We start from the raw sequence: 26,480 nt of genomic DNA on the forward strand, positions 1-26,480 counted from the left end.
TCGATAAATGGGAAAAGGATCTCGAATCAGACGAGCGTGAGCGTGACGGCGATGTTGTTGCGCGTGGCGTTCGAATACGGGCAGACGATGTGCGCCTTGTCGACGAGGGCCCGCGCCGCTTCTTGCGCCATGCCGGGCAGCGAGATCTTCAACTCGACCTCGATTCCGAAGCCGTTCGGAATCGCGCCGATGCCGACGCTGCCTTCCACGGAGACGTCCGCGGGAATCGCGATCCGGTCGCGCGCCGCGACGAACTTCATCGCGCCGACGAAGCACGCGCTATAGCCGGCTGCGAACAGTTGCTCCGGGTTGGCGCCTTCGCCGCCCGCACCGCCGAGTTGTTTCGGCGTGGTCAGCTTGAGGTCGAGGTTGCTTTCGGGCACCACAGCGCGGCCGTCACGGCCGCCGGTTGCCTTGGCATGAGCGCGGTACAGCACGTTGTCGATCCTGGTCATGGTCAACTCCTTTCAGGTGGGTATCTACTACTAGATAGATAAAAAGGCATTAAAAAAGACGCATGGTTCGCGCCGATGACTTCGAATTCAAATCTATCTACTTATAGATAGATTTGAGGGTAAAAATAAGGAGGCGGGCGACCACCTCCGTGACAGCATTACTGCGCTTTCTTCCACGATGCTTCTACATCTTCCAGCCGGGCCTTCGTGCCGAACAGCCGGCTTGCCAGCACGCTGCCCTGATAAGCGGCGTACAGGGCGCGCGCGGCGGCCTCAGGCTTGCCGTTCACCACCAGCGTGTGTTCCTGCGCGCCCTGCGCGAGCACTTGCGCCAGCCATTTTTCGTTGGCTTTGAAAAACGCCTGGATCGCCTCGCGGATATTTTCCGGCAACGACGCGATGTCAGACGCCAGCATGCCGCACAGGCAGATCCGGTCACCGTCGCCGAGCGTCCGGCCGAAAAGCCTGGTGTACCTGCTGAGCCTGGTATTGGCCGGCAGTTTGGAGTCGATCGCGTACAGCGAGGCCAGCACTTCCTTGCTATACGCGTTGACCGCCTCCAGCACCAGGTCGTCTTTCGACGGGTAATAGTAATGGATGCTCGATGTCTTGACGCCGACCAGTTCGGACAGATCGCGGTAGCTGAAACCGTTGTAACCGCGCTGCATCATCAACGTGATGGCGTGATCGAGAATCTGCTCGCGAATTGTCGGGGTCGTTTCCATGACTGAACTTTATCTACTACTAGATAGATAGTCAAGTACTTTTTCAGAAGCGGCAGGCGCCGGGCTGACTGTCGCCGCGGCGCGCTGCACGCATCTACGCCTTTAACCGGCCGATCTTACGCGGAAGCCGTCGCGTTCCACGGCCTTGCCGAGCTTGGCGTCGGTGCCGTGTAATCGCGCCCCCGGTTGCCGTTCCTGTCGATGATATGGTTGGTTTGCGAACCATCGGCGTTGAACTTCACCACGAGCCGGCTGCCGTCCTCTTTGTAGTGCACAGCGAATGTATTGTCGCCCGTTTCGCTGAAGTCAGCCGACAACGTGATCTTCCCATTGCGATCGTATTGGGATTGCGAACGGACGCGGCCTTCGGTGTCGCAGTTGATTACCGTGTGGCCGCCGTCCGGCGTCGTTTTGTCCTGAACTGTGTAATGGCCCGTGTCCGGGTCCAGATAATTGGCATTTATCCTCTGGCCCCTGACGTTGTAATCCATAATCTGCGTGGCGAGACTGTCGGTGTTGAACGAAACGGCTTGCGCCGAGCCGTCATTCGCGTAGTTGCGCACTATGCCTGACTTGTCTGCCTTGAATTCTGCATGTTCGGTTTCATGTCCGTCACCGTTCCTGACGTCGACTGAATAGCTGCCATCCTGGTTGTGCTTGTAAACCGATGCGGAAGTCACCTTGCCGGTGTCGTTCAGTATCTCTGAAGACTGAATCTTCCCTTCGGAGAATGTCTGCGTGGCCGACTCTCCAGACTCCCAGCTCTCCGTCATCTGATTGATGTCACCGTTGTCGTCGCCTTGAAATGTGACGTCCTTCGGACGCCCGGGCACAGGCGCCGGCACGCCGGTGGAGTCTCCATGAGACTGGTAGTAGCTTTTGCCCGGTGCGGTACTGGGGCTGTTATTGGCGAAATCGCTCATTCCTGCAATGGTGAGATGGTTGCGATGCACAGCATCTGTTTTTCCGTCTTGCCTGTCTGCGGCGTGCTGCTCATCCAGCGTCTGCTGGAGTCTGTTGGTTCCTGCCAGGTAAATCCGGGTTCCGGGCGCGTTTGGCGTGGCCGTGTTCTTTTCGATTTCCTGCTGCACTTGCCAGTTGTTGGCGCCCGCTTCCCCTTCCTGATGCACTCCGGTTAGCGCTGCTACGTTGTAGGCGTTGGGGTCTCGCGGATTAATCTCATACCGGGATCTGAACGTTTTATCGTTGGTCTGATTTTCGTAATGGCCCATTTCGTGCGACAGAGTGCCCACCATTGCTCCAGCTTCCCTCAATGTCTGGTTTCCCTTGCCGATCACAATGCGCTTATTCGTGCCTTTATACTCGAAATAGGTGCCGCGGCCCGTGCCCAGCGCCATTGGTTTGGTCGTGCCCGAACTGACGTCGGCGCCATAGTGCCGTAGCTGGGACTGCAGAGTTGGGCTTGCGTTGATGAGTCCGATTTCTTTGGGCGTGAGTTTCACGTCGCCCCAGTACGATTCCTGTCCAGTAACCGGCTGCATTCCAACACGCATATTCGATTCCATAATCATTCACCTGCGGTATGGATGATTGAGATGCGTGTCGCGTTCTGCTGATATGCATGCGCGACACGCCACGGTTCCGCGCGGTAGGCGCGGTAACAGGGAGTGTGTCGATCTGCATGTCGATGCTGGTGGTGATAGCTCACTTGACGTGCGGCTTGGCCGAAGTCCGGGTTTCACTACGGATTTCAGAGAAGCGATATTGGATTGAGTCGGAAGAAGGCAGTCCGTTATGCCGATGGCTTGGAAACGGACGAGAGGTGGGGTGACGCCACGAGGGTGGGATTCGAACCTGAGCGTGGATTCAGGCGCGTGTATTTCCGCTTCTATCTGATCTGGAGGCTGGAAGCCGCTGTGTTGTCCGCTCTGCAGTCAGTCCGCCCAGAAAAGAAAACACCCTACCGCGTTGTCTGCGAGTAGGGTGGGCGTGAAAACGTCATGACGCCCCGCAGGGCGTTTTTCCAGACTTCCGGTCCAGCGGGGAATTCACGTTTCCCGCTGAGCGGAAGTCAGGTGACTCGCTCAGAACTTGTGACGGATACCAACGCGGAATGCCAACTGGTTGTCCGCACCCGTGCCCGACGTATTGAAGTAGCTCGTGCTCGAACCGATCTGCGCCTGCAGATCCTGGCCCTTGTTGCGGCCGGCGGCGATCTGGTAGATACCCAGTGCATACACGTCCGTACGCTTGCTCAGTGCGTAGTCCACGCTCAGGTCCGCCTGGTTCCAGTGGCCCGTGTTCGCGTCGCTCAGGTGCATGTACGTGTAGCCCGCGGCCGCCGTCAGTGCCGGCGTGAACGCGTACTTCGCGCCCGCTTCGTACGCGGTGAACGTCGTCGAGCTGCCCGAGATCGGTTCGAAACGCGTGTTCGTGTACAACGCCCACAGCGTCGCGGCGCCGATCGAGTAGCGGCCGCCCACGCCGAACGTGCGCAGATCGCGGACCGTGCCCGTCGTCACGTTGGCGAGAGCCGTCGAGAACGTCGGGGATGCCTGACCCGGGAAGCGGATGTCCGTGTACGCCGCGCCAACGCCGAACGGGCCGTTCGCGTAGTTCGCGCCGAAGCTGTAAGCGCGCGACGAACCCGCCACCGGTGCAGCGGCCGGGCCGGTTGCCGGTGCGCCGCCGAATGCGCCAGCCTGGTTCGAGAAGCCGTACATCGCGCCGAAGGTCAGGCCGGCGAAATTCGCGCTGCTGAACTTGACTGCGTTGTTGATACGGCTCGAGGTCAGCTGGTCGACGTCGTTGATGTGGTAAGCGTAGTTACCCGCGACGGTCTGGCCGCCGTTCGAGTAGCTGCCGCCCAGATAGTCCGTCGAAAACGAGTACTGGCGGCCGAACGTCAGCGAGCCGGCGCCGTCCTTCGACAGACCCACGAAAGCCTGACGGCCGAACAGCGCGCCGCCCTGGCCCAGCGTGCCGTTGCCGCTGTTAAAGCCGTTTTCCAACACGAACAGCGCCTTCAGGCCGCCACCCAGATCTTCCGTGCCGCGCAGGCCCCAACGGCTGCCTTGTGCGACGCCGTCGTCGTACTTGAAGATGTTGTCGTGGCCCGTTGCGGTCTTCGAATTGTTCGCGTAGCTGATACCGGCGTCGATCAAGCCGTACAGCGTGACACTGCTTTGTGCATGAGCAGCGGTGGCGAACAGAGCGAGAGTAGCGGCAGTCAATATTTTCTTGTTCAAAACTTTCTCCGATTAAAAAGTAAGCGATCGCTACGCCAACTCTTCGGTAAGGTCGTGCGATGGCCCGCAATTTAAGGGAACGCAGAGTAAGGTATGTGACAGCGTGGTTATTTTCGAAATGTGTCGCGCGCGCGCGACACTCGCATCGCCTCGCAAGCCGGAATTCCGCAACGCACCCGTGCATAAGCTTTTTCCGGATCGCGCATATAAGCGTGTGAAAAACGATTGGTTTTCCGCCGCCGCGGCCGCATGCGACGATGCGTGCCTCCAATCCATCACACGTAGGAAGACGCATGCAACGCCGGACAATCATCCAGAACCTGCTCGCCATCGCCGCCATTTCGCTGATGGCCACGTTCGCGCACGCGGACGACAAACAACTCAAGGTCGGCACGATGAGCGGCCCGGATGCGCAGATCTGGTCGGTCGTGACGAAGGTGGCGGCGCGTGAAGGCCTGAACCTCAAGGTCATCGAATTCAACGATTACGTGCAGCCGAACGCCGCGCTCGACGCGGGCGACCTCGACGCCAACGGGTTTCAGCACCAGCCGTTCCTCGACAGCCAGATCAGGCAGCGCGGCTACAAGATCGTCAACGTCGGCCTGACCTATGTGTCGCCAATGGGCTTCTATTCGAAGAAACTCAAGTCGCTCAAGGACTTGCCGGAAGGCGCAAAGGTCGGCATCCAGAACGACCCGTCGAACGGCAATCGCGCGCTGCTGCTTTTGCAGAAGTACGGCGTGATCAGACTGAAGCCCGGCGTCGGCGCCAACGGCGTGAACGCCACGCCGCTCGATGTCGCTGAAAATCCGAAGAAGATCAAACTGGTGGAACTCGACGCCGCGCAATTGCCGCGCGCGCTCGGCGACCTCGACGCGGCGTCGATCAATACCGACTATGCGGTCAAGGCCGGGCTGCAACCGACCAGAGACGCCATCGCGATCGAAGACCTCAAGGGCCCGTACGCGAATCTGATCGCGGTGCGCGAGCAGGACCGCAATCAGCCGTGGGTGAAGAAACTGGTGGCGGCGTATGAGTCGGATGAAGTGCGCAAGTACATCGACACGCAATTCAAAGGCGCGATCATTCCGGCTTTCTGAGCACGGTTTTGATAAAAGGCGCGTCAACGCAAATCGCCCGCTGTTTCAGCGGGCGATTTGCGTTGCGGCTCAAGCTCTTACGCACGCCGCACGCAATGCGACGTGACGTGACGTGACGCGGCGATAACGCGACCGGCCCGCGTTCGCCCCTTCAGTTGCTCAACAGCGAGCCGCTGCGGAACGCCTTCGAGCCGGCAATCCGCGCGAATTCCAGGCCGGCCGTTGCAAAGCGCGTCAGATGCCGCGCATACAGCACGCCGGCCACACTGCTCTTTAACGTGACGACCTGCTCGGTCAGCGGATCGACGATATCGGCAATCTCATGCCCGACATCGACCCACGTGCCGACTTCGCAGCGATACACGAGCACGCCGCTGACCGGCGCGACGATCGGCTCGGCGCCGGCGAGCGGCGTGGCGGCGAATTCGAGCGGCGGCAGCGGGGCGGCCGTGCCGTCGATCACGCCGCGCGAGGTCAGGTATTCGATGATCGCCTGGGCGTCGTGCCCGGCGTACTCGTACGACACTTCGCGCTGGCCGCGCAATTCGATCGTGACCGAGATCGAGCCGTTCGGAATCGGGAAGCGCTCGCCATAGCGGCCACGCAGATCCGACCAGCAGAAGCTGTGGATTTCGTCGAACGGATTGCCCACCGAATTGAGCGCGAGCAGCGACGCCTTGGCGTCCAGGTAGCAGGCGAGCGGCTCGACTTCCGGCCACAGATCCGGGTTCGTGTAGATGTGCATTGCCGCTTCCCAGTCGCAATGCAGGTCGAGCACGACGTCGGCGTCGTACGAGAGCTTTTGCAGCGCGAGCCGCTGCGATTCGAGTTCGGTTTGCGGGTTTTGCGCGTCCAGCGCCTCGCGCATGGCCGTGCGGATCGCCGCGCGGTTGGCGTCGACATTGTCGGTCAGGCGCGACTCGATAACCGGCTGCACCAGTGCCGACAGATCGTGGAAATTGCGGTTGAAGTTCTGTGCCGTGTTGGTTTCGAAACGCCCCGTCAGATGGCCGAGAAAGTGCTGGTTCAGGCCGATCGGATTGGCCACCGGCACGATCACGACTTCACCGCGGATCTTGCCGGCCGCCTCCAGCGCGGCCAGCTTGCGGCGCAGCGCCCACGACACCAGCATGCCGGGCAGTTCGTCGGCATGCAGCGACGACTGGATGTAAATCTTCTGGCCGCCGCCGGGACCGTAGTGAAAACTCGTCAGGTTGCGGGCGGTGCCGAGCGTCGGGGCAATCAGCGGATGGGTTTGGGTTTGCATGGTTTTCAAATCCGCGGCGAGGTGGGCGTGCCGCGCTATCTCGTTGATAACAGTAGGGAAAGTTGCTTGGGTGATGGGTTCGGCTCGGGCCGCGAAGGGACGCCTCGTGACCGCCTCGATCGCACGATCTTAGCCGATATGACGCAGCGTGTGGTTTTATGGGGCGCCGCAAATGAAAACGGGCTCCGCAGGTGGCGGAGCCCGTTTCTGTGGACCGGCAGGCGCGCCGTCAGACGCGCATGGCCGGCCGGGTTGCCGGCTTAGCTGCCGTACACGTCGAAGTCGAAGTACTTCTTCTCGAGCTTCTTGTACGTACCGTCCTTGATGATCTCGGCGATTGCCTTGTCGACCTTCGTCTTCAGATCCGTATCTTCCTTGCGCATGCCGATGCCTGCGCCGTTGCCGAGGATCTTCGGATCTTCGAGGTCCTTGCCGACGAAGTCGAAGCCGGCGCCGCGCGGCGTCTTCAGGAAGCCGATCTCAGCTTGCACCGCGTCTTGCAGCGCCGCGTCCAGACGGCCCGACAGCAAGTCGGCATAGACCTGGTCCTGGTTCTGATACGGCACGACCTTCGCGCCCTTCGGCTCCCAGTACGTCTTGGCGTAGGTTTCCTGGATCGTGCCCTGTTCCACGCCAACCGTCTTGCCCTTGAGCGATTCGGCCGTCGGCAGGATGCCCGAACCCTTCTTCGCCACGAGGCGCGTCGGGGTGTTGAACAGCTTCGACGAGAAAGCGATCTGTTCAGCGCGTTGCGGCGTCATGGACATCGACGACAGCACGCCGTCGAACTTCTTCGCCTTCAGCGCCGGGATCATGCCGTCGAAGTCGTTTTCGACCCACACGCATTTGGCTTTCAGGCGCGCGCAGATTTCATTGCCAAGGTCGATATCGAAGCCAACGAGCTTGCCGTCCGAGCCCTTCGACTCAAACGGGGGATAGCTGGCGTCAACGCCGAAACGGATAGTCGACCAATCTTTAGCGTGTGCGCCAATCGAGACGGTAGCAAGCAGAGCAACCGTCAAAGCCGCTAGCAGTTTTTTCACTGTTTTACTCCTCGGTGTAGTTCAAATACGCCCGCATGCGGTTGTGCCGCTGCGGGGCACCCGGCGCGACTCACGACCGGGCTTGGGTTGAAGCTGCCAGCCGGGGCGGCCAGCAGCGCGCGCCAAGCTTATCAGTTCAAAAAGATTGGGTAGCTAGTGAAACACCGGATGGCGCACGAGGATAGCGTCTAAAGCCTGAATGTGGTGGCGTGGGAAAAAGCGGCATCGATGCGTATTGAGTCGGATGAGCCGCCCGCTTCGGGGCGTAATGCCGCAGTAATGAAGTTGGCTAATGGCGCCGGCTATTTACTCCCTGGCCAGCGAATCCGCGCGCCCGGCGCCGACCGTGCCGCACCACAGTTCGCCCTTGTCCATCATCCGCGCGTCCTGCGCGGACATGCCCGCGCAGGTGCCACGCATGTCCTGCGTTTCGCGCTGGGTGCGCGCGAGTGCCGCGCGGTTCATCTCGCCCTGAAGCCAACTGCCGAAGCCCGCAATCGACCCGGCTGCGACGGCCACCCACATCCATTCCATTTTGCTCAAGCGCATTGTCTGTTTCTTGTCCGGCTCTTCGGCTACCCGGAAGACAGGCCGTCCGGAATCGGGCGACGCTGTCTTTAACCGCCGGCGGCGGATTGGGCAGGAGAACGTTTATCGGCATTTGCGCAGTGCTTCTTTAGAGGCGTGTCGCCGGGTTTCGCACGGTGCTATTTTCGCGGCGACCAGTACGTGTTATTACGCAAACCGCCTGCTTTTTGCGTTTGGGTTTTCAACAGCCTGGCGGCGCGTTAAAGATTCCGAATAAATTGCCGTCAAATGCAGATGAGCGCGATTGCTGTATCACGTCTGACGGGATTTTTTTCGACTCCGGCGAAGCCGAAAACCAAAAATGGTTTCCTTAGCGCTATCATCGTTTCTCCTCGCGCCCGGCCCGATGCCTCATACAGCGCGTATCCGTATGAAGAAACCCGCCGGGCGGCCGTTCGCGGATCGACTCCGCGCGTTGACGCTCGTCACAAGGCCTTCGGCTAAACGGTGTTGTATATGCACATGATGTTGACGGCAGATGAAAAGCGCCTTTGTAAACGATTCTTTCACTCGCGAATCGCCGCATTTGCGCGCGCGCTTTTATTGCGTCGCGGCGTTTGCGCAGGATTTTTGACGTTTCTGAGCGGCGCGGTTTTTTGCCTGGGTCTTTTTTCGGCCGCGCCGGTTAAAGCCGACGAGAAAGTTCTGCGCGTGCTGGCATGGCCCGGCTACGCGGACGCCGACGTGGTGAAGCGTTTCGAGGCGCGTTACAAGGCCAGGGTGGAAGTCACGCTGGTCGATTCCGACGAAGCGCTGTGGACCCAGATGCATGCCAAAGGCACGCCGCCGTTCGACGTGCTCGCCGCCAATACCGCTGAAATCCAGCGCTATACCAAGGCCAATCTGCTGGCGCCGCTCGAGCTCGACAAGTTGCCGAATACCCGAAAACAATTGCCGCGTTTTCAGGCGCTCGCGTCGATCGGCGGCCTTACGTCGGGCGGCAAGGCTTACGCCATTCCGTTTACGTATTCGTCGATGGGGCTGATCTACGACCGCAAGCAGATCGCCGTGGCGCCGCGCAGCATGCGCGAATTGTGGAATCCGCGTTACCGCGGCAAGGTGCTCGACTTCAACAGCGCGCAGCACAATTTCTCGTTCACGGCGTTGGCGCTGGGCTATCCCCATCCTTTCCAGCTCGACCCGACGGAAATGCGCACGATTGCTCACAAGCTCGTCGATCTGCGCCGCAATCTGTTGACCTATTACACATTGCCCGAGGAGGCGACCGCCTTTTTCATCCAGCATAAGGTCGCGCTGATGTTCGGCAACTACGGCACCCAGCAGGTGGAATTGCTGCGCCGCGCCGGGGCCGACGTGGGCTACGTGATTCCGGACGAAGGCGCGCTCGCGTGGCTGGATTGCTGGTCGATGACGCGCGCCGCGACCGATCCGCCGCTTGCGCTCGCGTGGATCAATTACATGATCGAACCGGACGTGAGCGCATTGCTCACGCAGCGCCAGGGACTCGCCAACACATTGACGGCGCCCGTGGAAAACAGCGATGGCGCGCGCATCGTGTGGATCGGCCCGGTGGAAGATATTCAGCGGCGCGAGGACCTGTGGGCCAGAATCGTGTCCGGGGACCGGTCGGAGCGTTTTTGATGATACGCCCCGGGCTGACCTTCAAGTTATCCGTGCTGCTCGCGTGCATTGGCGTGCTCGCATCCGGCGCGACCGGCTACTACGCCTATCATGCCAACCGCGCGATGCTCGTGAACGAGGCCGGGCGCAGCCTGCTCACATCGACGGAATTGCTGGGTCAGCGTTTCTCCGCCTCGATCGACGATATCGGCGCGGACGTGCTGGTGCTCGCGAGCATGCCGTCCACGGCGGAGGTCGCGCAAAGCGACGACGGTGTCGGCCCGAACGCGGCGCGCGAACGGCTCGCGCAGGTGTATTCGAGTTTCATGGTTCACCACCTCGAATACCTGCAAATCCGGCTGATTACGCGCCAGCATTACGGGCTCGAACTGGTCCGCTTCGACCGCGACTCCGACGGCCTCGTGCGGGTGGAAGGGGGCAACCTGCAGGAAAAAGGTCAGTTCGCCTATGTGTTCGACACGCTGACGTTCGCGCCGGGCCGCATTTACACCTCGCCGATCTCCGTCAACCACGAGTACGGAACGCATGCGGCGCAGGGCAAGCCGACGCTGCGGCTCGGCACGCCGGTGTCGAACGCGAACGGCGTGGTGGTAGGCGTGGTCGTGATCGATATCGATCTGGCGGTTCTGCTCAAGCGGCTGCAAAGCGATTTGCCGAGCGACTATCAGGTCTATCTGGCCAACGAGTGGGGCGATTTCCTCGTTCATCCCGATGCCTCGAAAACCTTCGGCTTCGATCGGGGCCGGCGCGTGCTGATGCAGGACAGTTTCTCCGTCACGAGGCCGCTCTTCGAACAGTCGCGGGGCGAGGTGCTTGCAAACGGTCTTGCGCAGCCGCGGCAGGCCGCCGGCCAGGTGCTGGCTTTCGTGCGCAGGCCGTTCGGCGATCTGGAGGGCAACCGCTTTATCGTACTCGGTCTCGCCAAGCCGCTCGAAGACGTCCTGTCCGGCGCGAATCTGCTCGGCAACCAGATCGTGCGCATGGTGCTGATTTTCAGTGTGCTCGCGCTGATTCTCGCCATTCTGTTCGCGCGCGCGCTGACCAAGCCGCTGCACATTCTCGCGCACGCGGCGACGCATCTGTTCGCCGAACACACCATGCATACGCTGCCGCTCAACCGCACCGACGAGATCGGCGTGCTGGCGCGCTGCTTCGAGCGGCTGCGCCGCGAGATCAAATCGCAAATGGATGTGCTGCACGCCAAACAGCGTGAGCTCGTGCATCTCGCCACGCACGACGTGCTGACTGGCCTGCCGAACCGCGTGCTGTTCATGGAGAAGCTCGAAAACGCGATCGACGAAGCGATGCGGCGTCAGGAACGCCTCGCCGTGCTGTTCGTCGACCTCGACCGCTTCAAGCAGATCAACGATCAGTTCGGCCATTCCGTCGGCGACAAGGTGCTCGCCACGGTGGCGCACCGCCTGAAGCAGGTGCTCTGGTCCGAGGACGTGGTGGCGCGTTTGGGCGGCGACGAGTTCATCGTGTTGATCGAAGGGCCGCGTTCGGGAGAAGCGGCGCCTGCGATCGCCTCGCGCATCATGGCGACGTTGAATGAAGAAGTGCGGGTAGACGGGCAAAGCATGACGGTGGGCGCGAGCATTGGCATCAGCCAGTTCCCCGAGGACAGCGGCACGGCGGAGGAACTGTTGCTGAACGCGGACGCGGCCATGTACGCGGCCAAATCCGGCGGACGCTGCGCGTATATGCGTTACCACGATGTGCTCGAAGCGCGCCGGCGGGGACAGGCTGAACAAGCCTGCATGCGCGCCGGCGAAGGCGCGCCGGAAGGACACGAGGCCGAGCCGACTGCCTGAGGCTCGCGGTGAGCCGCGCGCAGTTAGGCCGGCGCGCACGTTCCGCGCGCAACGGCCCGTGTCACACCTTCAAACGATCCGTGCCCCGCCGCGATACGTGGCGCGCGGCACCGGCAGCCTGTCGAGCATCGTCACGCGCACGAAGTCCGCGCGCAAGCCGGTTTCGATCGCGCCGCGGTCGTGCAGACCGGCCGTGCGCGCCGGTTCGGCGGAAACCGTCGAGATGGCGCGCGGCAAGCTCCAGCCCGCCTTGTCGACCAGTTCGAACACGGCGGTCATCAGGCTCGACGGCACGTAATCCGACGAGAGAATATCCAGCAGGTCAGCTTGCGCCAGTTCGAGCGCCGACACGTTGCCCGAATGCGAGCCGCCGCGCACGATGTTCGGCGCGCCCATGATGGTCGAAATGCCGTGCTCGCGCGCGGCCTCGGCCGCGATGCGCGTGGTGGGAAACTCGGCGAGCACGATGCCTTCCGCCTTGGCCTGCTCGACGTGCTCGATCAACGTGTCGTCGTGGCTCGCCACCGGAATGCCGAGCCGCTTGCAGCGCGTCACGATCTCGCGGCGATGCGCGTCGGCGTAACGAGCCTGTTCGACCGACAGCTCGGTCAGCGCGGTCGCCACGTGTTCGTCGCTCAGCTTGCCGTTGCGTTCCTGGAAGCGGCGCCATTGCTCGCGGTCGTGCCATTGGCGCTGGCCCGGCGTGTGATCCATCACCGAGGCGAGCCGCAGTAACGGATGCGCGCACAACGAATCGAACACGTCCACCACGTCGGCGGTGGCGATTTCGCAGCGCAGATGCAGAAAGTGTTCGGCGCGCAGCAGCTTGCGCTCGGAGAAGCGCGTGAGCGATTCGGCGCATTGCGTCTGCAGATCGCGGCCCCGCAATCCCACGTTGGTGCGCGAACCGATCGCGAGCGCGTCGAACACGGTGGTGATGCCGGCCGCGGCCACCTGGGCGTCGTGAATCACGAAGGCGGCGTCGGTGTTCCATTGCACGCCCGGACGCGGTGCGAGATGCTTCTCGAGGTTGTCCGTGTGCAGTTCGATCAGGCCGGGCAACAGATAGTCGCCGTCCCAATCTTCGGCTTCGCGCGCCGTGGTCGTGCCGCGCTCGACCTCGCGGATCACGCCGTCTTCGACGCGTATCACGCCGGTAAATACTTCGTCTCGCGTCACGATGCGAGCGTTCCTGATCAACATCGACTTGCTCCGTAGTCAGTCAGACTTGAGTGTGGGCGTTTCATGCAGCGCCGCATGCGTCAGTGTAGTGCCGCCGCGCGCCGCTTTTGTGATATTCAGTGACGAAGCGGCGGCTTCAGTTCCAGGCGGCGCGTGGCCACCTTGTTGCGGGTATCTTCGTCGTGAAAGATGCCGACGATCGCCGCGCCGCGCTCGCGCGCTTCGACGATCAGGTCCGCGACCACGTCGCGGTTTTCCGCGTCGAGCGAGGCGGTCGGTTCATCGAGCAGAAGCAGCGGATGCTCCGCGATCAAACCGCGTGCGATATTCACGCGCTGCTGCTCGCCGCCCGAGAAAGTAGCGGGCGCGAGCGACCACAACCTCTCCGGCACATTCAATCTGGCAAGCAGCGCGGCGGCGCGCGAGCGCGCTTCGTGTTCCGGCACGCCGCGCGAGAGCAGCGGCTCGGCCACGAGCGTGAGCGTCGGCACGCGCGGAATCACGCGCAGGAACTGGCTCACGTAACCGACTACGCCGCGGCGCAGGCGCAACACGTCGTGCGGTTCGGCGCCGGTGATCGGGACGGGCCGGCCGCCGTTCGCTGCGTCGCGAATCGCGATCGAGCCGCTCGTCGCCAGATAGTTGCCGTACAGGCAGCGCAGCAGCGTGCTCTTGCCCGCACCGGACGGTCCGACCAGCACCACGCATTCGCCGCGCCCGACTTCGAGCGAGACGCCCGCGAGCGCTTCGATCCGCACGCCGCCTTGGCCATGCAGGATAAAGGTCTTGCCGAGATCGACCGCGCGCAGCATCAGCGCTGCGTTGTGGATGAACGCGCGCTCGTCGGCGTGCGCTTCAGTGCCTGTTTCAATGGATCGCATTGTGAGCCTCAAACCGGCAGAACCGAGGAAACCAGCGTTTGCGTGTACGGGTGCTGCGGATCGTCGAGCACCTGGTCGGTCAGACCTGCCTCGACTACTTCGCCGCCCTGCATGACCATCAACCTGTGCGCGAGCAAACGCGCGACGCCGATATCGTGCGTGACGATCAGCACCGACAGATGCAGCGTGGAGGTCAGCGTGCGCAGCAGATCGAGCAGGCGTGCCTGCACCGAGACGTCGAGACCGGCGGTGGGTTCGTCCATGAAGACGAGCCGCGGACTGGTCACGAGATTGCGCGCGATCTGCAAACGCTGCTGCATGCCGCCAGAAAACGCCGCCGGAAATTCGTCGATGCGCGAGGAATCGAGTTCGACGCGCTCCATCCATTGCGTGGCCGCGTAGCGGATATCGCCGTAGTGACGCGCGCCGACGGCCATCAACGGTTCGCCGATGTTCGCGCCGGCCGATACGCCGCCGCGCAGTCCGTCGCGCGGATTCTGCTGGACGAAGCCCCACTCGGTGCGCATCAGCAGACGGCGGCGCGGTTCGGACAACGCGAGCAGATCGAGCTGGTCGCCGTGAGTGGCCGTGTAGTGAAGCGAGCCGCTGTCGGCCGCGGTTTTCAGTGCGAGCGTATTCAACAGCGTGGTCTTGCCCGAGCCGGATTCACCGACGATGCACAACACCTCGCCCGGATACAGATCGAAGCTGACGTTGCGGCAGCCGTTGCGGCCGCCATACTGTTTGGTGAGCGAGCGGGCGCTCAGCAGCGGCGTCATGCGGGTTCTCCTTTGCCTGCATCGCGCGACGGCGGATCGAAGTCGGCGTCGCCGCGTCGTTCGTGGCAGTAGTCGCTGTCGGAGCAGACGAACATGCGTTTGCCCGCGTCGTCGACGATCATTTCGTCGAGAAAGCTTTCCGTCGAGCCACACAACGCGCAGGCGTGGTGCCACTTCTGCACTTCGAACGGATGATCGTCGAAGTCGAGGCTGCGCACCGGCGTGTAAGGCGGAATCGCGTGAATGCGCCGTTCGCGGCCGGCGCCGAACAATTGCAGCGCGGGGTTCATGTGCATCTTCGGGTTATCGAACTTCGGAATCGGCGAGGGCGAGGCCAGATAGCGGTGGTTGACGATCACCGGGTAGTCGTAGGTGGTCGCGATGCTGCCGTGATGCACGATGTCCTCGTAGAGCTTCACGCTGATCAGGCCGTAATCGGCGAGCGCGTGCAGCTTTCTGCATTCGGCGACGCGCGGTTCGAGCCGAAAGAGCGGCTCGGGCATCGGCACCTGATAGACCAGAATCTGCCGCTCGGTGAGCGGCGTTTCGGGAATGCGGTGACGGGTCTGGATGATCGTCGCGTCGACGGTGCGGCGCGTGGTCGCCACGCCGGTGGTGCGCGCGAAGAAACGGCGGATGTTGACCGCGTTGGTCGTTTCGTCGGAACCCTGATCGATGACTTTCAGCGTGTCCTTTCTGCCGATGATCGCCGCGGTGACCTGAATGCCGCCGGTGCCCCAGCCGAACGGCAGCGGCATTTCACGCGAGGCGAACGGCACCTGATAACCCGGCACGGCAACGGCTTTGAGCAGGGCGCGGCGCAGCATGCGTTTGGTCTGTTCGTCGAGGTACGCGAAGTTGTAGCCGTCGGCTGCGCTGTCGTATGACGCGGTGGACGCAGTGGACGCGCCGGCGAGAGATGTGTCGGGCGCATTCATGCTGCCTGCTCCTGCTGAGCGTTGGTTTGATCGACGCACGGGCTCGTGTCTCGATCCTCGCTGTGCGCGGCGTGCTGCGCGCGCAATCGCCGTACGAGTTCAAGCTCCGACTGGAAGTCGACGTAATGCGGCAGTTTCAGATGCTGAACGAAACCGGATGCTTCGACGTTGTCGCTATGCGAGAGCATGAACTCGATATCCTGCGTCGGCGAGGCCAGTGTTTCGCCGAGTTCTTCGGCGCGCAACGCGCGGTCCACGAGCGCCATCGCCATTGCCTTGCGCTCCGAGTGGCCGAACGCGAGACCGTAGCCTTGCGTGAACGTCGGCGGGACATCGCCGCTGCCGGCGAACTGGTTGATCATCTGGCATTCGGTTACATCGATGTCGCCGATCTCGACCGTTTCGCCCAACTCGTCGAGTTCCATTTCCACGGCGATCGTGCCGAAGCGGATTTCGCCCGCGAACGGATGCGAGTGCGCATAGCCGCGCTGGGTCGCGTAACCCATCGCAAGCAGAAAGCCTTCGTCGCCGCGTGCGAGGTTTTGCAGGCGTGTGGCGCGGCTTGCGGGAAAGGCGAGCGGTTCGCGCGACAGGTCGCCGGGTTCGGGCGCATCCGGCGTGGGACGTTCCTGTTCGATCAGGCCTTCCTTGTCGAGCAGGCTGACCACACGCGGCATTGCTTCGGCTTCGGCTTTGGTTTCAGCTTCAGACACGGCGGTTCGACTCGAAGACAACGACGCCGCATCGCCATTTGCATGGCCTTCAGCGAGCAGCGCGAAATCCAGCAGACGCTGTGTGTAATCGTAAGTCGCGCCCAGTAATTGCCCGCCGGGCACGTCCTTGAAAGTGGCCGAAATGCGGCGCTCCACCTGCATCGCTTCGGTATCGACGGCCTGCGTGTAGCCGAACCGCGGCAACGTGGTGCGATACGCGCGCAGCAGGAAGATCGCCTTGACCAGATCGCCGGCGGCCTGCTTGATGGCGAGCGCCGCGAGTTCTTCGTCGTAGACCGAGCCTTCGGTCATCACGCGCGCCACCGCGAGGCGCAATTGTTCGCGGATCTGCGCGACGCTGAGCTCGGCCAGCCGCGTGTCGCCACGGCGTGCCTGGTCGAGCAGACGCCACGATGCTTCGATCGCGCGTTCTCCACCTTTGACGGCAACGTACATCAGTTCACCTTCGCTTGAGTTGTGCGCGGCAGGCCGATCAGGCGCGCGCCGCAGACGAGATAGCAGTCGACACCGCACGGAAAAAGCGGCGCGAGGGCGGCGCGTTCGCGCCAGAAATGCGCGGGCAGGCCGACCGGCGCAATCGTCGCGGTGTGCTGGATGCCCGGTCCGCTCAGCACGACCGGCGCGCCGCCCGTGAGCGCCTCGACGCGGATGAGCAGCGTGACCGATTGCTCGGGCGATTCCGCCGCGCCTAGCGCGAAGCATTCCAGCGGCGGCAGCGTGCCGGTGTCGTGGATATAGGCAAAGGCGGCTTGTGCCGGTTCGCCGACGAGCGGGGCGCCTGTGTGAAAGCGCAATGCCGAGCCGAGCGCCGTATCCGGTTGCGCGAGCCAAACCGGCGTCGCGTAGTCGCACAGTGCGAGCAGCGCGGCGAAGGCGGCGAGCCCGGCACGCGTGGCGCGCACTTCAGGCAGCACGTTTTCGACCACGCCGACCGTGCCCGGACGCGATAGCGCATCGAGCAAGGTGCGGAACACCGCCTGCGTGTCGTGCACCGGGTCTGCGAAACCCGGCGTCAAGGTGGACAATGCAATCTGTGAATTTTCCATCAGTCGCCCCGGACCATCGTGAAGAATTCGACGCGCGTGGCCGCGGCGCCCTGTTGCCGCACGGCGCGTTTCGCGGCCTGCTGCGCGGCTAACGGTTCGATCAGTTGCTCTTGCAAGACGGCGTGATGCTCCGGCATTTGCAGGAGCGCATCCGCGAGCGCCGCCAGTTCGGCGCGGCGGCGGTCGCGGCCCAGGTGGCACGCCACCCCAACGGTCGCGTCAGCGCCGGCCGACGCGCGCAAACGCAGCGTGGCGCGTGTGACCGTGGCTTCGCCGAGATTGAACGGGTCGCCGCTGCCGCCGATACGCCCGCGCACCATCGCGAGGCCGATTTCAGGCGGGCGCAGCCAGTCGTATGGTGGCGTGGGAATGTCCCGCAATGCGCGTTCGAGCGCGGCTTCGAGATCGCCGCGCGGCGTGCGGGCCAGCACGGCCATCCAGGCGCGCCGGACCGGCGAGGGCTCAGCGGAGGAAGGCGAGGCGGAAGTGGCACTCATCGAATTTCCTGTTGATCCAGCGAGTAGACATTTGACCATCTATTCATCTAAACGTCTAGACGTTTAGGAGTATGCTTGTCGAGCTGTATAGCGCTTGCGAGCCGTTTCACATTTCCATCACGGCTTGCGCACTACAATGCACGTCATAGCGAATATTTGAACCCAAGGGAATGACAGCACCATGACATCGAACGACAACGCGACGCCGGGCACGATGCTCGAACGCGGCGCGGGCGTTGCCGTGTGGCGGCAGATCGAGCAGATTCTGGCGGCGGAAATCGCCGCCAGCGGTTTCGGCGAAGAAGGGCGCCTGCCGAGCGAGGGCGAGCTGGCCAAACGCTTCGACGTGAACCGTCATACCGTGCGCCGGGCCATGCTGGGGCTGGCCGCGTTGGGCCTCGTCAGCGTCGAACAGGGGCGCGGCACCTTCGTGCAGCCCGGCGCCATCGACTATACGATTGGCCGCCGCACGCGGTTCACGGAAAACCTGCGCCAGCAGCATCACGCGGCGGCGGGCACCATGTTGTCGGCCGCGCGCGTGAAGGCCGAGCCGAGCGTCGCCAAGGCGCTCGGTCTGCGGGCCGGCGCGCCGGTCTACCGGATCGAATCGCTGCATGAATCCGACGGCGTGCCGCTCACCTTCGCGCGCAACTGGTATCCGGCGGCGCGCTTCGCGGACCTGCCCGACGTGTTGGAGCGCACCGGCGGCATCACCAAGGCTATGGCGGAATTCGGCGTGAACGACTATCTGCGCAAATGGAGCCGGATTGGCAGCGTGCTGCCCGAACCGGAAGTGGCGCGGCGTTTGAATATCAACCGCCAGCAGCCGGTGCTGTGGGTCGAGAATGTCGACGTGGATCTGCAAGGCACGCCGGTCAAATACGGCTTCACGCACTTTGCCGCGGACCGCGTGCAGCTGCTGGTGGAGCACGACCTGTGAGCGGCGCCGCATGGGGCGCGGAGGCGCGTTTTGCCGTGTATTACGCGCCTTCGCGTGAATCGGCGTGGTGGCGGGCCGGTTCGGCGTGGCTTGAGCGCGACGCCGAAAGCGGCGAGCGGTGCGCGGCGCCGCAACCTCCGGAACTGACGCGTCCGCTTGCGGCGCTGACCGAGGCGCCGCGCCGCTACGGCTGGCACGGCACGCTGGTCGCGCCGTTCCGGCTTGCCGAAGGCATCACACAGGCAGATGTCCTGCAAGCCACGCGTGAATGGGCGCGAACGCAAAGTGCCTTTGCGTTGCCGGTGGAAGCCGCGACGCTGGGCGATTTCGTCGCACTGAGGCCGTCAACCGCGCAAGGGGAAACCGGCATTCGCGACCTCGCAACGAGCGCGTTGCAAACGCTCGATCCATTCCGTGCACGGCCATCCGCCGCCGAGGTGGCGCGCCGGTCGGCGGCGCCGCTGAGCGAACGGCAACGCGCGTTGCTGGCCGAATGGGGTTATCCGTACGTGCTCGACGAGTTCCGTTTTCACATGACGCTCTCCAGTTCGCTCGCGGACGCGCAGGAGCGGGCCACGCTGGTTGCATGGTGGCGGGCGCGAACGCCCGCGCTCGGACCGCTGATTGTCGACCACGCCGCGCTCTTCGTCGAACCGGCGCCCGGTGAGCCGTTCGTGTTGTGGCAGCGCGTGCCGTTTCAGACCGACGAGGTGAAATAACAATGACAGGTCGCCTGATTTACGTAATGGGACCGTCCGGCGCGGGCAAGGACTCGTTGCTGGCGTTCGCGCGCAAGCACCTGATGGGCGAATCGATTCTGTTCGCGCACCGCTATATCACGCGGCCGAGCGGCAATGGTGAAGCGCATGTTGCATTGAGCGTCGAAGAGTTCGCGGCGCGCTCGGTGCTCGGCCTGTTCGCGCTCGAATGGTCGAGCCACTCGCTGCGCTACGGCATCGGTATCGAACTGGATGCATGGCTCGCGCGTGGCTGCACGGTTGTCGTCAACGGTTCGCGTCAGTATGTGCAGCATGCGCTGTCGCGTTATCCGCACATGGAAGTGGTGCACGTGGACGCGGCGCCGCATATTCTCGAAGCCCGGCTCGGCGCGCGGGCGCGCGAGTCGGCGGAACAGGTGGCGGCGAGGCTCGCGCGCCGCGCGCCGTTCTCGTTGCCGGACGGCGTGCGCTGCACCACGATCGACAACTCCGGCGTGCTGGACGAAGCGGGCCACGCGCTGATTGCGTTCCTGAAGGCGGAAGCCGACGTTCAGTAACCCGTACTTTCTGGTTTGCGTCACGGCCGATTGCGTCACGCGGAGCTCGCGCGGCGGCGCGCGGGCAGCGATGATGGGGCTGCGGTGGCGAATGCGTGCAACTGCTGCAGCTTCGTTCGGATAAGCCCTTCCGGGACGGTTGTTGGTCAGGATGAGAAAACAGCATCTTGTTCGAACAAAGCGGCGTAGCTATAGTGCTCGCTTGTTCGCCGCGTTGTGCCGCGGCCATGAATCCACGGAGCCATATAAATGAGCGAAGCCGCGCGTTTTACCGAAGTGTCCGACCTGGCGCCTGCCGCCGAGAGCCTGCGCGAGATCCGCCATCACATTCACCACCATCCGGAACTGGCTTACGAGGAACACCAGACGGGTGAACTGGTCGCCGCAAAGCTCGAACAGTGGGGCTGGCAGGTGACGCGCGGCGTCGGCCGGACGGGTGTGGTCGGCACGCTGAAGGTGGGCGACGGCACGCGCAGCATTGGTATTCGCGCCGACATGGACGCGTTGCCGATCATCGAGCAAACCGGCTTGCCCTATGCGAGCGGCACGCACGGCAAGATGCACGCATGCGGCCACGACGGCCACACCACCATGCTGCTAGGCGCGGCGCAACGCCTCGCGGCCACGCGCAATTTTTCGGGCACGGTGCATCTGTACTTCCAGCCGGCCGAGGAGAGCGGCATCGACAGCGGCGCGCTGAAGATGATCGACGACGGCCTGTTCGAGCGCTTTCCCTGCGACGCCGTGTTCGGCATGCACAACCATCCCGGCGAACAGCCGGGCGTGCTGCTGTTTCGCAAAGGGCCGTTCATGTCGGCGGGCGACAAGGCGATCATCACGATCGAAGGCGTGGGCGGCCACGCGGCGCGTCCGCATCTGACGGTCGATCCGGTGGTGGTGGCGGCGAGCATCGTGATGGCGTTGCAGACCATCGTGGCGCGCAATGTGGATCCGTCGCAACCGGCGGTGGTGACGGTCGGCGCCATGCATGCGGGCACCGCGAACAACGTGATTTCCAGCAGCGCGAAGCTGGAGTTGAGCGTGCGTTCGTTTAGCCCCGAAGTGCGCGCGCTGCTAAAGAAGCGCATTACCGAGCTTGCCGAATCGCAGGCCGCGAGCTATGGCGGCAAGGCGGTGGTGGAATACATCGAAGGCTATCCGGTCGTCGTCAATTCGGATGCCGAAACGGATTTCGCAGTGGAAGTGGCGCGTGAACTGGTCGGTGAAGACAAGGTGGTCGCGCAGACCGACATCCTGATGGGCAGCGAGGACTTTGCCTTCATGCTGCAGAAGCGGCCCGGCACGTTTTTACGGATCGGCAACGGCGCGGGAGAAGACGGCTGCATGGTGCACAACCCGCACTACGACTTCAACGACCGCAATCTGCCGGTCGGCGCGGCGTTCTGGACGCGGCTGGTGGAGCGCTATCTGGGGCGGTGACCGGGCGCGGCGTGCCGCATGAGCTCTTCACGCGGCACGCCGCGCCCGCTCGTCCTGATCAACCGCTTTCCGCGGTTGCTCGTCATCATGCCGCTGAGCGCGCATTACCCGCGCCTTGCCACCATCTCCGAGACGGTCTGCGCGGCGTGCTGCAGGGGCTCCAGAAACGCCTTCACCATCTGTTTCGCCGAATTGCGCTGCGCATTGCCGCTGATATTCATCGCGGCGATCACGCGCCCCTGGCGGTTGCGAATCGGCGCGGATAGCGAAATCAGTCCGCCTTCCAGCTCCTGATCGACGATCGCCCAACCCTGGCGGCGCACCTGCGCGATCAGCTTCTTCAACTCTTCCTTGTCGGTGACCGTGCGCGGCGTATGCGCATAGAGCGGCGCCGAATTCAGCGTCGCCTCGAGCGTTTCGTCGTCGAGCGCGGCGAGCAGCACGCGGCCCATCGACGTGCAATATGCCGGCAAGCGGCTGCCGATCGACAGGTTGATCGTCATGATCTTGTGCGTCGGCACGCGCAGCACGTAGACGATCTCGGTGCGATCGAGCACGGCCGCCGAGCAGCTTTCGTGAACCTGTGCCGACAGTTGTTCCATCACCGGCTCGGCGAGGTTCCAGAACGGCATGGAGGTCAGATACGCGAAACCGAGGTCGAGAATCTTCGGCGTGAGGCGAAAGAGGCGCCCTTCGGCTTCCACATAACCGAGCGTCTGCAAGGTCAGCAAGATGCGGCGTGCGCCGGCGCGCGTGAGGCCGGTGGCGGCGGCAACGTCGGTGAGCGTCTGTTCGGGGCGCGTGGCGTCGAACGCGCGGATCACGGCGAGGCCGCGCGCAAACGACTGCACATAGGAGTCGCCCGGTTTGTCCGGGGCCGGCTCGGCGCTGGCGGGAACGGCGGAAGACGGCGGCAGGGCTTGGCTCATGGACCTTGAAAGATGCGTTCGGGAAAGGGCGGACGCGCGTCGCACATGTTCACCGGGCGCAATGCGACGCAAAGGCGTGACGATAGCTTAAGCCTTCTGTTTCGCCAACTTTGCCGCCTCACGGGCAAAAATGCCAGGGTTTGCATGGATGCAGGCCGCCGCCGGAATTTGTATGATGACCTGATAACTTGATCAATCGAGGCATCGATGTTCGACAAGATTCCTGCGCGAGCGCTGAGCGACACGGTCGCACAACAGTTGCTGAAGCAGATCGACAAAGGCACCTTCAGGCGCGGCGGCAAACTGCCCACCGAGGCCGTGCTCGCGCAGCAGTTCGGCGTGAGCCGCACGGTGATCCGCGAGGCGATCTCGCGGTTGAAGAACGAGGGCGTGGTCGAACCGCGCCAGGGCAGCGGCGTGTTCATCGCCGCGCACGGCGCGATCCGGCCGCTGCGGATCGATTACGCGGAAGCGGTCGAGCCGGGCTCGGTGGTGCAGATTCTCGCGTTGCGCCGGGCCATCGAGGCGGAAGTCGCGTCGGAGGCCGCCATGCGCCGCAGCGACGCCGACATGGTGTCGATCGACGCAGCGCTCGCGAAGATCGACGAAGCCGTGGCCGAAGGCGAAGACGGCGTGGCGGAAGACGTGGCGTTCCATCGCGCGATCGCGGCGGCCACCGGCAACCCGTATTTTCTCAAGACCCTCACGTTCCTGAACCAGTACCTCGAAGCCGGCACGGTCGTCACGCGCCGCAACGAAGCGTTGCGCGAAGACTTCTCGCGGCAGGTGCGCGACGAGCATGCCGCGATCGCCGCCGCGATCCGGGCCGGCGATCCGATGGCGGCGCGCAATGCGGCGCGAACCCATATGTACAACGCGGCGCGGCGTCTCGCGGAAGCGGGGATTTGCTGAGCTTCATTACAGGGCTTCAGTGCGGTGCGTCCGGGTTCGGCTACGGCCGCGAACGTCCAACGAATACATAGAGGTCAAGCATGTCCAGAAACGTCGGTGTCATCGGTCTTGGCGCAATGGGCCTCGGCGTCGCGCGCTCGCTGTTGCGCGCGGGTCTGCGGGTTCATGCGTGCGATCTGCGCAGCGAGGTCCTGAATGCGTTCGTCGCGGAAGGCGGCGTGGGTTGCGCCACGCCCGCCGAACTCGGCGCGCAATGCGAGGTGATCGTCACGCTGGTCGTGAATGCCGCGCAAACCGAGGCCGTGCTGTTCGGCGAGCAGGGCGCAATCGCCGCGATGAAAAAGGGCGGCGTGGTGATTGCGAGCGCGACCGTGGCGCCGGACTTCGCGATCGAACTCGGCAAGCGGATCGAGGCCGCCGGTTTGCAGATGCTCGACGCACCGGTCTCGGGCGGCGCGGCGCGTGCGGCATCCGGCGAAATGACCATGATGACGTCCGGGCCGGCGGCGGCCTATGCCGCCTGCGAAGACGTGCTGGCCGCGATGGCCGGCAAGGTGTATCGACTCGGCGCCGAACACGGTGCGGGCTCGAAGGTGAAGATCATCAATCAGTTGCTGGCCGGCGTGCATATCGCGGTGGCCGCCGAGGCTATGGCGCTCGGCTTGCGCGAGGGCGTCGATCCGGCTGCGCTGTACGAGGTCATCACGCACAGCGCGGGCAATTCGTGGATGTTCGAAAACCGCGTGCCGCACATTCTGAAGGGCGACTACACGCCGCTCTCGGCCGTCGATATTTTCGTCAAGGATCTCGGCCTCGTGCTCGATACCGCGCGTGGTTCGAAATTCCCGTTGCCGTTGTCCGCCGCGGCGCATCAGATGTTCATGATGGCGTCCACGGCCGGTCACGGCGGTGAAGACGATTCGGCGGTGATCAAGATTTTCCCCGGCATCGACGTGCCGACGGCGAAGCAACCAGGAGTCGCGCCATGACGGCCAATACGAAACGCGCGCTGCTCGGCTGCATCGCCGACGACTTCACCGGCGCCACCGATCTCGCCAACATGCTGGTGCGCGGCGGCATGCGCACGGTGCAGAGCATCGGCGTGCCCGCATCGGACGAAACGATCGAGGCCGATGCTCTCGTGGTCGCGCTGAAATCGCGCGCCATTGCCGCCGCCGACGCGGTCGCGCAATCGCTCGCCGCGCTCGACTGGTTGCGCGCGCAAGGATGCCGCCAGTTCTTCTTCAAGTACTGTTCGACCTTCGATTCGACCGACGCGGGCAATATCGGCCCGGTGACGGATGCGCTGCTCGACGCGTTATCCGCCGGCGGCAACGCCGGCGCGTTCACGATTGCCTGCCCGGCGTTTCCCGAGAACGGGCGCACGATCTTTCGCGGCCATCTGTTTGTCGGCGACGCATTGCTCAACGCGTCCGGCATGGAGAACCATCCGCTTACGCCGATGCGCGACGCGAACCTCGTGAGCGTGCTGCAACGGCAGACCCGGTCGAAAGTCGGTCTCGTACGTTACGACGCCGTTGCGCGAGGTGTGTCGGCGGTGCGCGAGTCGTTCGATACGTTGCGCCGCGAAGGCGTGCGCATGGCGATTGCCGATGCGGTGTCCGACGCCGACCTCTACATACTCGGCGAAGCCTGCGCCGATCTCACGCTGATTACAGGCGGTTCCGGCATTGCGTTGGGTTTGCCGGCCAACTTTCGGCGGGTGGGTTTGCTGGCGGAACAGGCGGATGCCGCGCAACTGCCGCGTATCGGCGGATTGTCGGCGGTGCTGGCCGGCAGCGCGTCGAAGGCGACCAACGCGCAGGTGGCCGAATGGCGTGCCACACGACCTGCGTTTCGCGTCGACCCGCTCGCCGCGGCGCGTGGCGAGAAAGTCGTCGAGCAGGCGTTGGCTTTCGCGCAACCGTACCTCGACAAAGGCGAACCCATGCTGATCTACGCCACCGCCACGCCCGACGAAGTCAAGGCGGTGCAACGCGAACTCGGCGTGAACGAAGCAGGGCATCTGGTCGAAGCCACGTTGGCTTCGATTGCGCGCGGCCTGCGCGAGCGCGGCGTGCGCAAGTTCGTGGTGGCGGGCGGCGAAACCTCGGGCGCGGTGGTGCAGGCGCTCGACGTCCACACGCTGCGAATCGGCGCGCAGATCGATCCCGGCGTGCCGGCCACCGCCACGACCGGCGCCGAGCCGCTCGCGCTCGCGCTGAAATCCGGCAACTTCGGCACGACGGACTTCTTCGAAAAGGCGCTGCGCCATCTGGACGGAGACATGCAATGACCAGCGCGCCCGCACTCCATACGACGAACGAAGCACGCGTGCGCGAAGAAATCTGCGTGACCGGCGCGAGCCTTTATCAACGCGGCTATACGGTGGGCACCGCGGGCAACATCAGTGCGCGGCTCGACGACGGCTGGCTGATCACGCCGACCGATGCCTGTCTCGGCCGGCTCGATCCCGCCGATATCGCAAAGGTCGATCTCGACGGCAATGCGGTTTCCGGCGCACGCCCGTCGAAAACGCTGGCGCTGCATCGCGGCATCTATGCGCGCAACGGCGAAGCGCGCGGCATCGTCCATACCCATTCGACGCATCTTGTCGCGCTGACTCTCGCGGGCGTGTGGCGCGAGACCGACGTTCTGCCGCCCATCACACCGTACTACGTGATGAAAGTGGGTCACGTCCCGCTGATTCGGTACAGACGTCCTGGCGATCCTCAGGTTGCCGAACAGATCGCTGCGCTTGCCGATAGCGTTCGCGCGGTGCTGCTGGAGCGTCTCGGCCCGGTGGTGTGGGAGCGCTCGGTGGCGCAAGCCGCGTATGCGCTCGAAGAACTCGAAGAAACCGCGCGTTTGTGGCTGACGACGAACCCGCGGCCCGCGCCGCTCGATGAAGCCGCACTCGAAGAACTGCGCACCGTGTTCGGCGCGCGCTGGTAGACGACACGCAGAATACAAAGCCAGGCCGCGCCCGATGCGCCGCGCCGGCCGTCCATTCAAGGAGGCAATGCATGAGTTCGTATCAGACCGCATCTGTCCGAAGGACCTCACGCACAGCACGCGGGCCGGCCTGCACGTGACCCTCTCGATCGCCGCGTGGCTCACGAC

Annotated in this window: 26 protein-coding genes; 11 read left to right on the forward strand and 15 right to left on the reverse strand. The window is 63.7% G+C overall.

The window, feature by feature from the left end:
* Window positions 1-26 precede the first annotated feature (26 nt).
* The 4 genes from BXE_RS26210 to BXE_RS26225 all read right to left on the reverse strand — a co-directional run bounded on the left by BXE_RS26210 (window position 27) and on the right by BXE_RS26225 (window position 4,389).
* Complete coding sequence (locus tag BXE_RS26210) at window positions 27-455, reverse strand: organic hydroperoxide resistance protein (protein ID WP_011491150.1); 429 nt, start codon at window positions 453-455, stop codon at window positions 27-29.
* A 158-nt stretch (window positions 456-613) separates the two neighbouring features.
* The gene (locus tag BXE_RS26215; protein WP_011491151.1) at window positions 614-1,180 is read right to left on the reverse strand and encodes a TetR/AcrR family transcriptional regulator; all 567 of its coding nucleotides are present in this window, start codon (window positions 1,178-1,180) and stop codon (window positions 614-616) included.
* Window positions 1,181-1,296: 116 nt separating this feature from the next.
* Window positions 1,297-2,706: a hypothetical protein gene (locus tag BXE_RS26220; RefSeq protein ID WP_011491152.1), complete on the reverse strand. Its 1,410-nt coding sequence runs from the start codon at window positions 2,704-2,706 to the stop codon at window positions 1,297-1,299.
* 519 nt (window positions 2,707-3,225) lie between these two features.
* Entirely contained in the window at window positions 3,226-4,389 is a 1,164-nt protein-coding gene (locus BXE_RS26225) for a porin (protein WP_011491153.1), read from the reverse strand.
* A 293-nt stretch (window positions 4,390-4,682) separates the two neighbouring features.
* Between BXE_RS26225 and BXE_RS26230 the strand changes: the two genes are divergently transcribed.
* On the forward strand, window positions 4,683-5,489 hold the full coding sequence (locus BXE_RS26230; protein WP_011491154.1) for a MetQ/NlpA family ABC transporter substrate-binding protein: 807 nt from the start codon (window positions 4,683-4,685) through the stop codon (window positions 5,487-5,489).
* A gap of 151 nt (window positions 5,490-5,640) precedes the next feature.
* On the opposite strand, the gene BXE_RS26235 is transcribed toward BXE_RS26230, so the two are convergent.
* The 3 genes from BXE_RS26235 to BXE_RS26245 all read right to left on the reverse strand — a co-directional run bounded on the left by BXE_RS26235 (window position 5,641) and on the right by BXE_RS26245 (window position 8,348).
* Window positions 5,641-6,756 carry a succinylglutamate desuccinylase/aspartoacylase family protein gene (locus tag BXE_RS26235; RefSeq protein ID WP_011491155.1) on the reverse strand — a complete coding sequence of 372 codons (1,116 nt, stop codon included), beginning with the start codon at window positions 6,754-6,756 and terminating at the stop codon, window positions 5,641-5,643.
* Between the two features lie 260 nt (window positions 6,757-7,016).
* Window positions 7,017-7,799 carry an ABC transporter substrate-binding protein gene (locus tag BXE_RS26240; protein WP_011491156.1) on the reverse strand — a complete coding sequence of 261 codons (783 nt, stop codon included), beginning with the start codon at window positions 7,797-7,799 and terminating at the stop codon, window positions 7,017-7,019.
* Between the two features lie 306 nt (window positions 7,800-8,105).
* Complete coding sequence (locus BXE_RS26245; protein ID WP_011491157.1) at window positions 8,106-8,348, reverse strand: hypothetical protein; 243 nt, start codon at window positions 8,346-8,348, stop codon at window positions 8,106-8,108.
* A gap of 495 nt (window positions 8,349-8,843) precedes the next feature.
* Between BXE_RS26245 and BXE_RS26250 the strand changes: the two genes are divergently transcribed.
* Both BXE_RS26250 and BXE_RS26255 read left to right on the forward strand, forming a co-directional pair.
* A complete protein-coding gene (locus BXE_RS26250) occupies window positions 8,844-9,989 on the forward strand; it encodes an ABC transporter substrate-binding protein (protein ID WP_040123942.1) in 1,146 nt (381 codons plus the stop codon).
* Window positions 9,989-11,803 (forward strand): diguanylate cyclase domain-containing protein, encoded by a 1,815-nt coding sequence (locus BXE_RS26255; RefSeq protein ID WP_011491159.1) that lies wholly within the window; start codon window positions 9,989-9,991, stop codon window positions 11,801-11,803. The genes BXE_RS26250 and BXE_RS26255 overlap by 1 nt, the downstream gene beginning before the upstream one ends.
* 69 nt (window positions 11,804-11,872) lie before the next feature.
* On the opposite strand, the gene BXE_RS26260 is transcribed toward BXE_RS26255, so the two are convergent.
* The 7 genes from BXE_RS26260 to phnG all read right to left on the reverse strand — a co-directional run bounded on the left by BXE_RS26260 (window position 11,873) and on the right by phnG (window position 17,860).
* Window positions 11,873-13,006 carry an alpha-D-ribose 1-methylphosphonate 5-triphosphate diphosphatase gene (locus BXE_RS26260; RefSeq protein WP_011491160.1) on the reverse strand — a complete coding sequence of 378 codons (1,134 nt, stop codon included), beginning with the start codon at window positions 13,004-13,006 and terminating at the stop codon, window positions 11,873-11,875.
* A 95-nt stretch (window positions 13,007-13,101) separates the two neighbouring features.
* Window positions 13,102-13,866, reverse strand: coding sequence for a phosphonate C-P lyase system protein PhnL (gene phnL / locus BXE_RS26265; RefSeq protein ID WP_011491161.1), 765 nt, complete (start codon window positions 13,864-13,866; stop codon window positions 13,102-13,104).
* A gap of 8 nt (window positions 13,867-13,874) precedes the next feature.
* Window positions 13,875-14,645 (reverse strand): phosphonate C-P lyase system protein PhnK, encoded by a 771-nt coding sequence (gene phnK, locus BXE_RS26270; RefSeq protein WP_011491162.1) that lies wholly within the window; start codon window positions 14,643-14,645, stop codon window positions 13,875-13,877.
* The gene (locus BXE_RS26275; RefSeq protein WP_011491163.1) at window positions 14,642-15,583 is read right to left on the reverse strand and encodes an alpha-D-ribose 1-methylphosphonate 5-phosphate C-P-lyase PhnJ; all 942 of its coding nucleotides are present in this window, start codon (window positions 15,581-15,583) and stop codon (window positions 14,642-14,644) included. Before BXE_RS26275 ends, phnK begins: the two co-directional genes overlap by 4 nt.
* Window positions 15,580-16,752, reverse strand: coding sequence for a carbon-phosphorus lyase complex subunit PhnI (locus BXE_RS26280; protein ID WP_011491164.1), 1,173 nt, complete (start codon window positions 16,750-16,752; stop codon window positions 15,580-15,582). The genes BXE_RS26275 and BXE_RS26280 overlap by 4 nt, the downstream gene beginning before the upstream one ends.
* Window positions 16,752-17,363 (reverse strand): phosphonate C-P lyase system protein PhnH, encoded by a 612-nt coding sequence (phnH, locus tag BXE_RS26285; protein ID WP_011491165.1) that lies wholly within the window; start codon window positions 17,361-17,363, stop codon window positions 16,752-16,754. The genes BXE_RS26280 and phnH overlap by 1 nt, the downstream gene beginning before the upstream one ends.
* Entirely contained in the window at window positions 17,363-17,860 is a 498-nt protein-coding gene (gene phnG / locus BXE_RS26290; RefSeq protein ID WP_011491166.1) for a phosphonate C-P lyase system protein PhnG, read from the reverse strand. The genes phnH and phnG overlap by 1 nt, the downstream gene beginning before the upstream one ends.
* 181 nt (window positions 17,861-18,041) lie before the next feature.
* On the opposite strand from phnG, the gene phnF reads away from it, so the two are divergent.
* The 4 genes from phnF (at window position 18,042) to BXE_RS26310 (ending at window position 21,516) form a co-directional block, all read left to right on the forward strand.
* The gene (gene phnF, locus BXE_RS26295; protein WP_011491167.1) at window positions 18,042-18,800 is read left to right on the forward strand and encodes a phosphonate metabolism transcriptional regulator PhnF; all 759 of its coding nucleotides are present in this window, start codon (window positions 18,042-18,044) and stop codon (window positions 18,798-18,800) included.
* Window positions 18,797-19,519 carry a DUF1045 domain-containing protein gene (locus BXE_RS26300; RefSeq protein WP_011491168.1) on the forward strand — a complete coding sequence of 241 codons (723 nt, stop codon included), beginning with the start codon at window positions 18,797-18,799 and terminating at the stop codon, window positions 19,517-19,519. The genes phnF and BXE_RS26300 overlap by 4 nt, the downstream gene beginning before the upstream one ends.
* Window positions 19,520-19,521: 2 nt before the next feature.
* Window positions 19,522-20,076 carry a phosphonate metabolism protein/1,5-bisphosphokinase (PRPP-forming) PhnN gene (gene phnN / locus BXE_RS26305; protein WP_011491169.1) on the forward strand — a complete coding sequence of 185 codons (555 nt, stop codon included), beginning with the start codon at window positions 19,522-19,524 and terminating at the stop codon, window positions 20,074-20,076.
* 249 nt (window positions 20,077-20,325) lie between these two features.
* Window positions 20,326-21,516, forward strand: a complete 1,191-nt coding sequence (locus tag BXE_RS26310; RefSeq protein WP_011491170.1) for a M20 aminoacylase family protein — start codon at window positions 20,326-20,328, stop codon at window positions 21,514-21,516.
* Between the two features lie 104 nt (window positions 21,517-21,620).
* On the opposite strand, the gene BXE_RS26315 is transcribed toward BXE_RS26310, so the two are convergent.
* Window positions 21,621-22,445, reverse strand: coding sequence for an IclR family transcriptional regulator (locus BXE_RS26315; RefSeq protein WP_007176608.1), 825 nt, complete (start codon window positions 22,443-22,445; stop codon window positions 21,621-21,623).
* A 207-nt stretch (window positions 22,446-22,652) separates the two neighbouring features.
* Between BXE_RS26315 and BXE_RS26320 the strand changes: the two genes are divergently transcribed.
* The 4 genes from BXE_RS26320 to BXE_RS26335 all read left to right on the forward strand — a co-directional run bounded on the left by BXE_RS26320 (window position 22,653) and on the right by BXE_RS26335 (window position 26,312).
* Window positions 22,653-23,357 carry a FadR/GntR family transcriptional regulator gene (locus BXE_RS26320; protein WP_011491171.1) on the forward strand — a complete coding sequence of 235 codons (705 nt, stop codon included), beginning with the start codon at window positions 22,653-22,655 and terminating at the stop codon, window positions 23,355-23,357.
* A gap of 80 nt (window positions 23,358-23,437) precedes the next feature.
* Window positions 23,438-24,346, forward strand: coding sequence for an L-threonate dehydrogenase (ltnD, locus tag BXE_RS26325; protein ID WP_011491172.1), 909 nt, complete (start codon window positions 23,438-23,440; stop codon window positions 24,344-24,346).
* Window positions 24,343-25,653 carry a 3-oxo-tetronate kinase gene (gene otnK / locus BXE_RS26330; RefSeq protein WP_011491173.1) on the forward strand — a complete coding sequence of 437 codons (1,311 nt, stop codon included), beginning with the start codon at window positions 24,343-24,345 and terminating at the stop codon, window positions 25,651-25,653. Before ltnD ends, otnK begins: the two co-directional genes overlap by 4 nt.
* Complete coding sequence (locus BXE_RS26335) at window positions 25,650-26,312, forward strand: aldolase (protein WP_011491174.1); 663 nt, start codon at window positions 25,650-25,652, stop codon at window positions 26,310-26,312. The genes otnK and BXE_RS26335 overlap by 4 nt, the downstream gene beginning before the upstream one ends.
* Window positions 26,313-26,480 lie beyond the last annotated feature (168 nt).

The organism is Paraburkholderia xenovorans LB400 (genome assembly GCF_000013645.1).
In the GTDB taxonomy this organism is placed as follows: Bacteria; Pseudomonadota; Gammaproteobacteria; order Burkholderiales; family Burkholderiaceae; genus Paraburkholderia; species Paraburkholderia xenovorans.

Bases quoted from the DNA above. Each gene is read 5' to 3' on its own strand.
- phnL (WP_011491161.1), bottom strand. From the start codon at position 13,866: ATGCGATCCATTGAAACAGGCACTGAAGCGCACGCCGACGAGCGCGCG.
- BXE_RS26210 (WP_011491150.1), bottom strand. From the start codon at position 455: ATGACCAGGATCGACAACGTGCTGTACCGCGCTCATGCCAAGGCAACC.
- BXE_RS26275 (WP_011491163.1), bottom strand. From the start codon at position 15,583: ATGAATGCGCCCGACACATCTCTCGCCGGCGCGTCCACTGCGTCCACC.
- BXE_RS26220 (WP_011491152.1), bottom strand. From the start codon at position 2,706: ATGGAATCGAATATGCGTGTTGGAATGCAGCCGGTTACTGGACAGGAA.
- BXE_RS26315 (WP_007176608.1), bottom strand. From the start codon at position 22,445: ATGAGCCAAGCCCTGCCGCCGTCTTCCGCCGTTCCCGCCAGCGCCGAG.
- otnK (WP_011491173.1), top strand. From the start codon at position 24,343: ATGACGGCCAATACGAAACGCGCGCTGCTCGGCTGCATCGCCGACGAC.
- BXE_RS26335 (WP_011491174.1), top strand. From the start codon at position 25,650: ATGACCAGCGCGCCCGCACTCCATACGACGAACGAAGCACGCGTGCGC.
- phnG (WP_011491166.1), bottom strand. From the start codon at position 17,860: ATGAGTGCCACTTCCGCCTCGCCTTCCTCCGCTGAGCCCTCGCCGGTC.
- phnK (WP_011491162.1), bottom strand. From the start codon at position 14,645: ATGACGCCGCTGCTGAGCGCCCGCTCGCTCACCAAACAGTATGGCGGC.
- BXE_RS26235 (WP_011491155.1), bottom strand. From the start codon at position 6,756: ATGCAAACCCAAACCCATCCGCTGATTGCCCCGACGCTCGGCACCGCC.
- BXE_RS26245 (WP_011491157.1), bottom strand. From the start codon at position 8,348: ATGCGCTTGAGCAAAATGGAATGGATGTGGGTGGCCGTCGCAGCCGGG.
- BXE_RS26230 (WP_011491154.1), top strand. From the start codon at position 4,683: ATGCAACGCCGGACAATCATCCAGAACCTGCTCGCCATCGCCGCCATT.
- BXE_RS26215 (WP_011491151.1), bottom strand. From the start codon at position 1,180: ATGGAAACGACCCCGACAATTCGCGAGCAGATTCTCGATCACGCCATC.
- phnF (WP_011491167.1), top strand. From the start codon at position 18,042: ATGACATCGAACGACAACGCGACGCCGGGCACGATGCTCGAACGCGGC.
- BXE_RS26280 (WP_011491164.1), bottom strand. From the start codon at position 16,752: ATGTACGTTGCCGTCAAAGGTGGAGAACGCGCGATCGAAGCATCGTGG.
- BXE_RS26310 (WP_011491170.1), top strand. From the start codon at position 20,326: ATGAGCGAAGCCGCGCGTTTTACCGAAGTGTCCGACCTGGCGCCTGCC.
- phnH (WP_011491165.1), bottom strand. From the start codon at position 17,363: ATGGAAAATTCACAGATTGCATTGTCCACCTTGACGCCGGGTTTCGCA.
- BXE_RS26255 (WP_011491159.1), top strand. From the start codon at position 9,989: ATGATACGCCCCGGGCTGACCTTCAAGTTATCCGTGCTGCTCGCGTGC.
- phnN (WP_011491169.1), top strand. From the start codon at position 19,522: ATGACAGGTCGCCTGATTTACGTAATGGGACCGTCCGGCGCGGGCAAG.
- BXE_RS26250 (WP_040123942.1), top strand. From the start codon at position 8,844: ATGCACATGATGTTGACGGCAGATGAAAAGCGCCTTTGTAAACGATTC.
- BXE_RS26260 (WP_011491160.1), bottom strand. From the start codon at position 13,006: ATGTTGATCAGGAACGCTCGCATCGTGACGCGAGACGAAGTATTTACC.
- BXE_RS26320 (WP_011491171.1), top strand. From the start codon at position 22,653: ATGTTCGACAAGATTCCTGCGCGAGCGCTGAGCGACACGGTCGCACAA.
- ltnD (WP_011491172.1), top strand. From the start codon at position 23,438: ATGTCCAGAAACGTCGGTGTCATCGGTCTTGGCGCAATGGGCCTCGGC.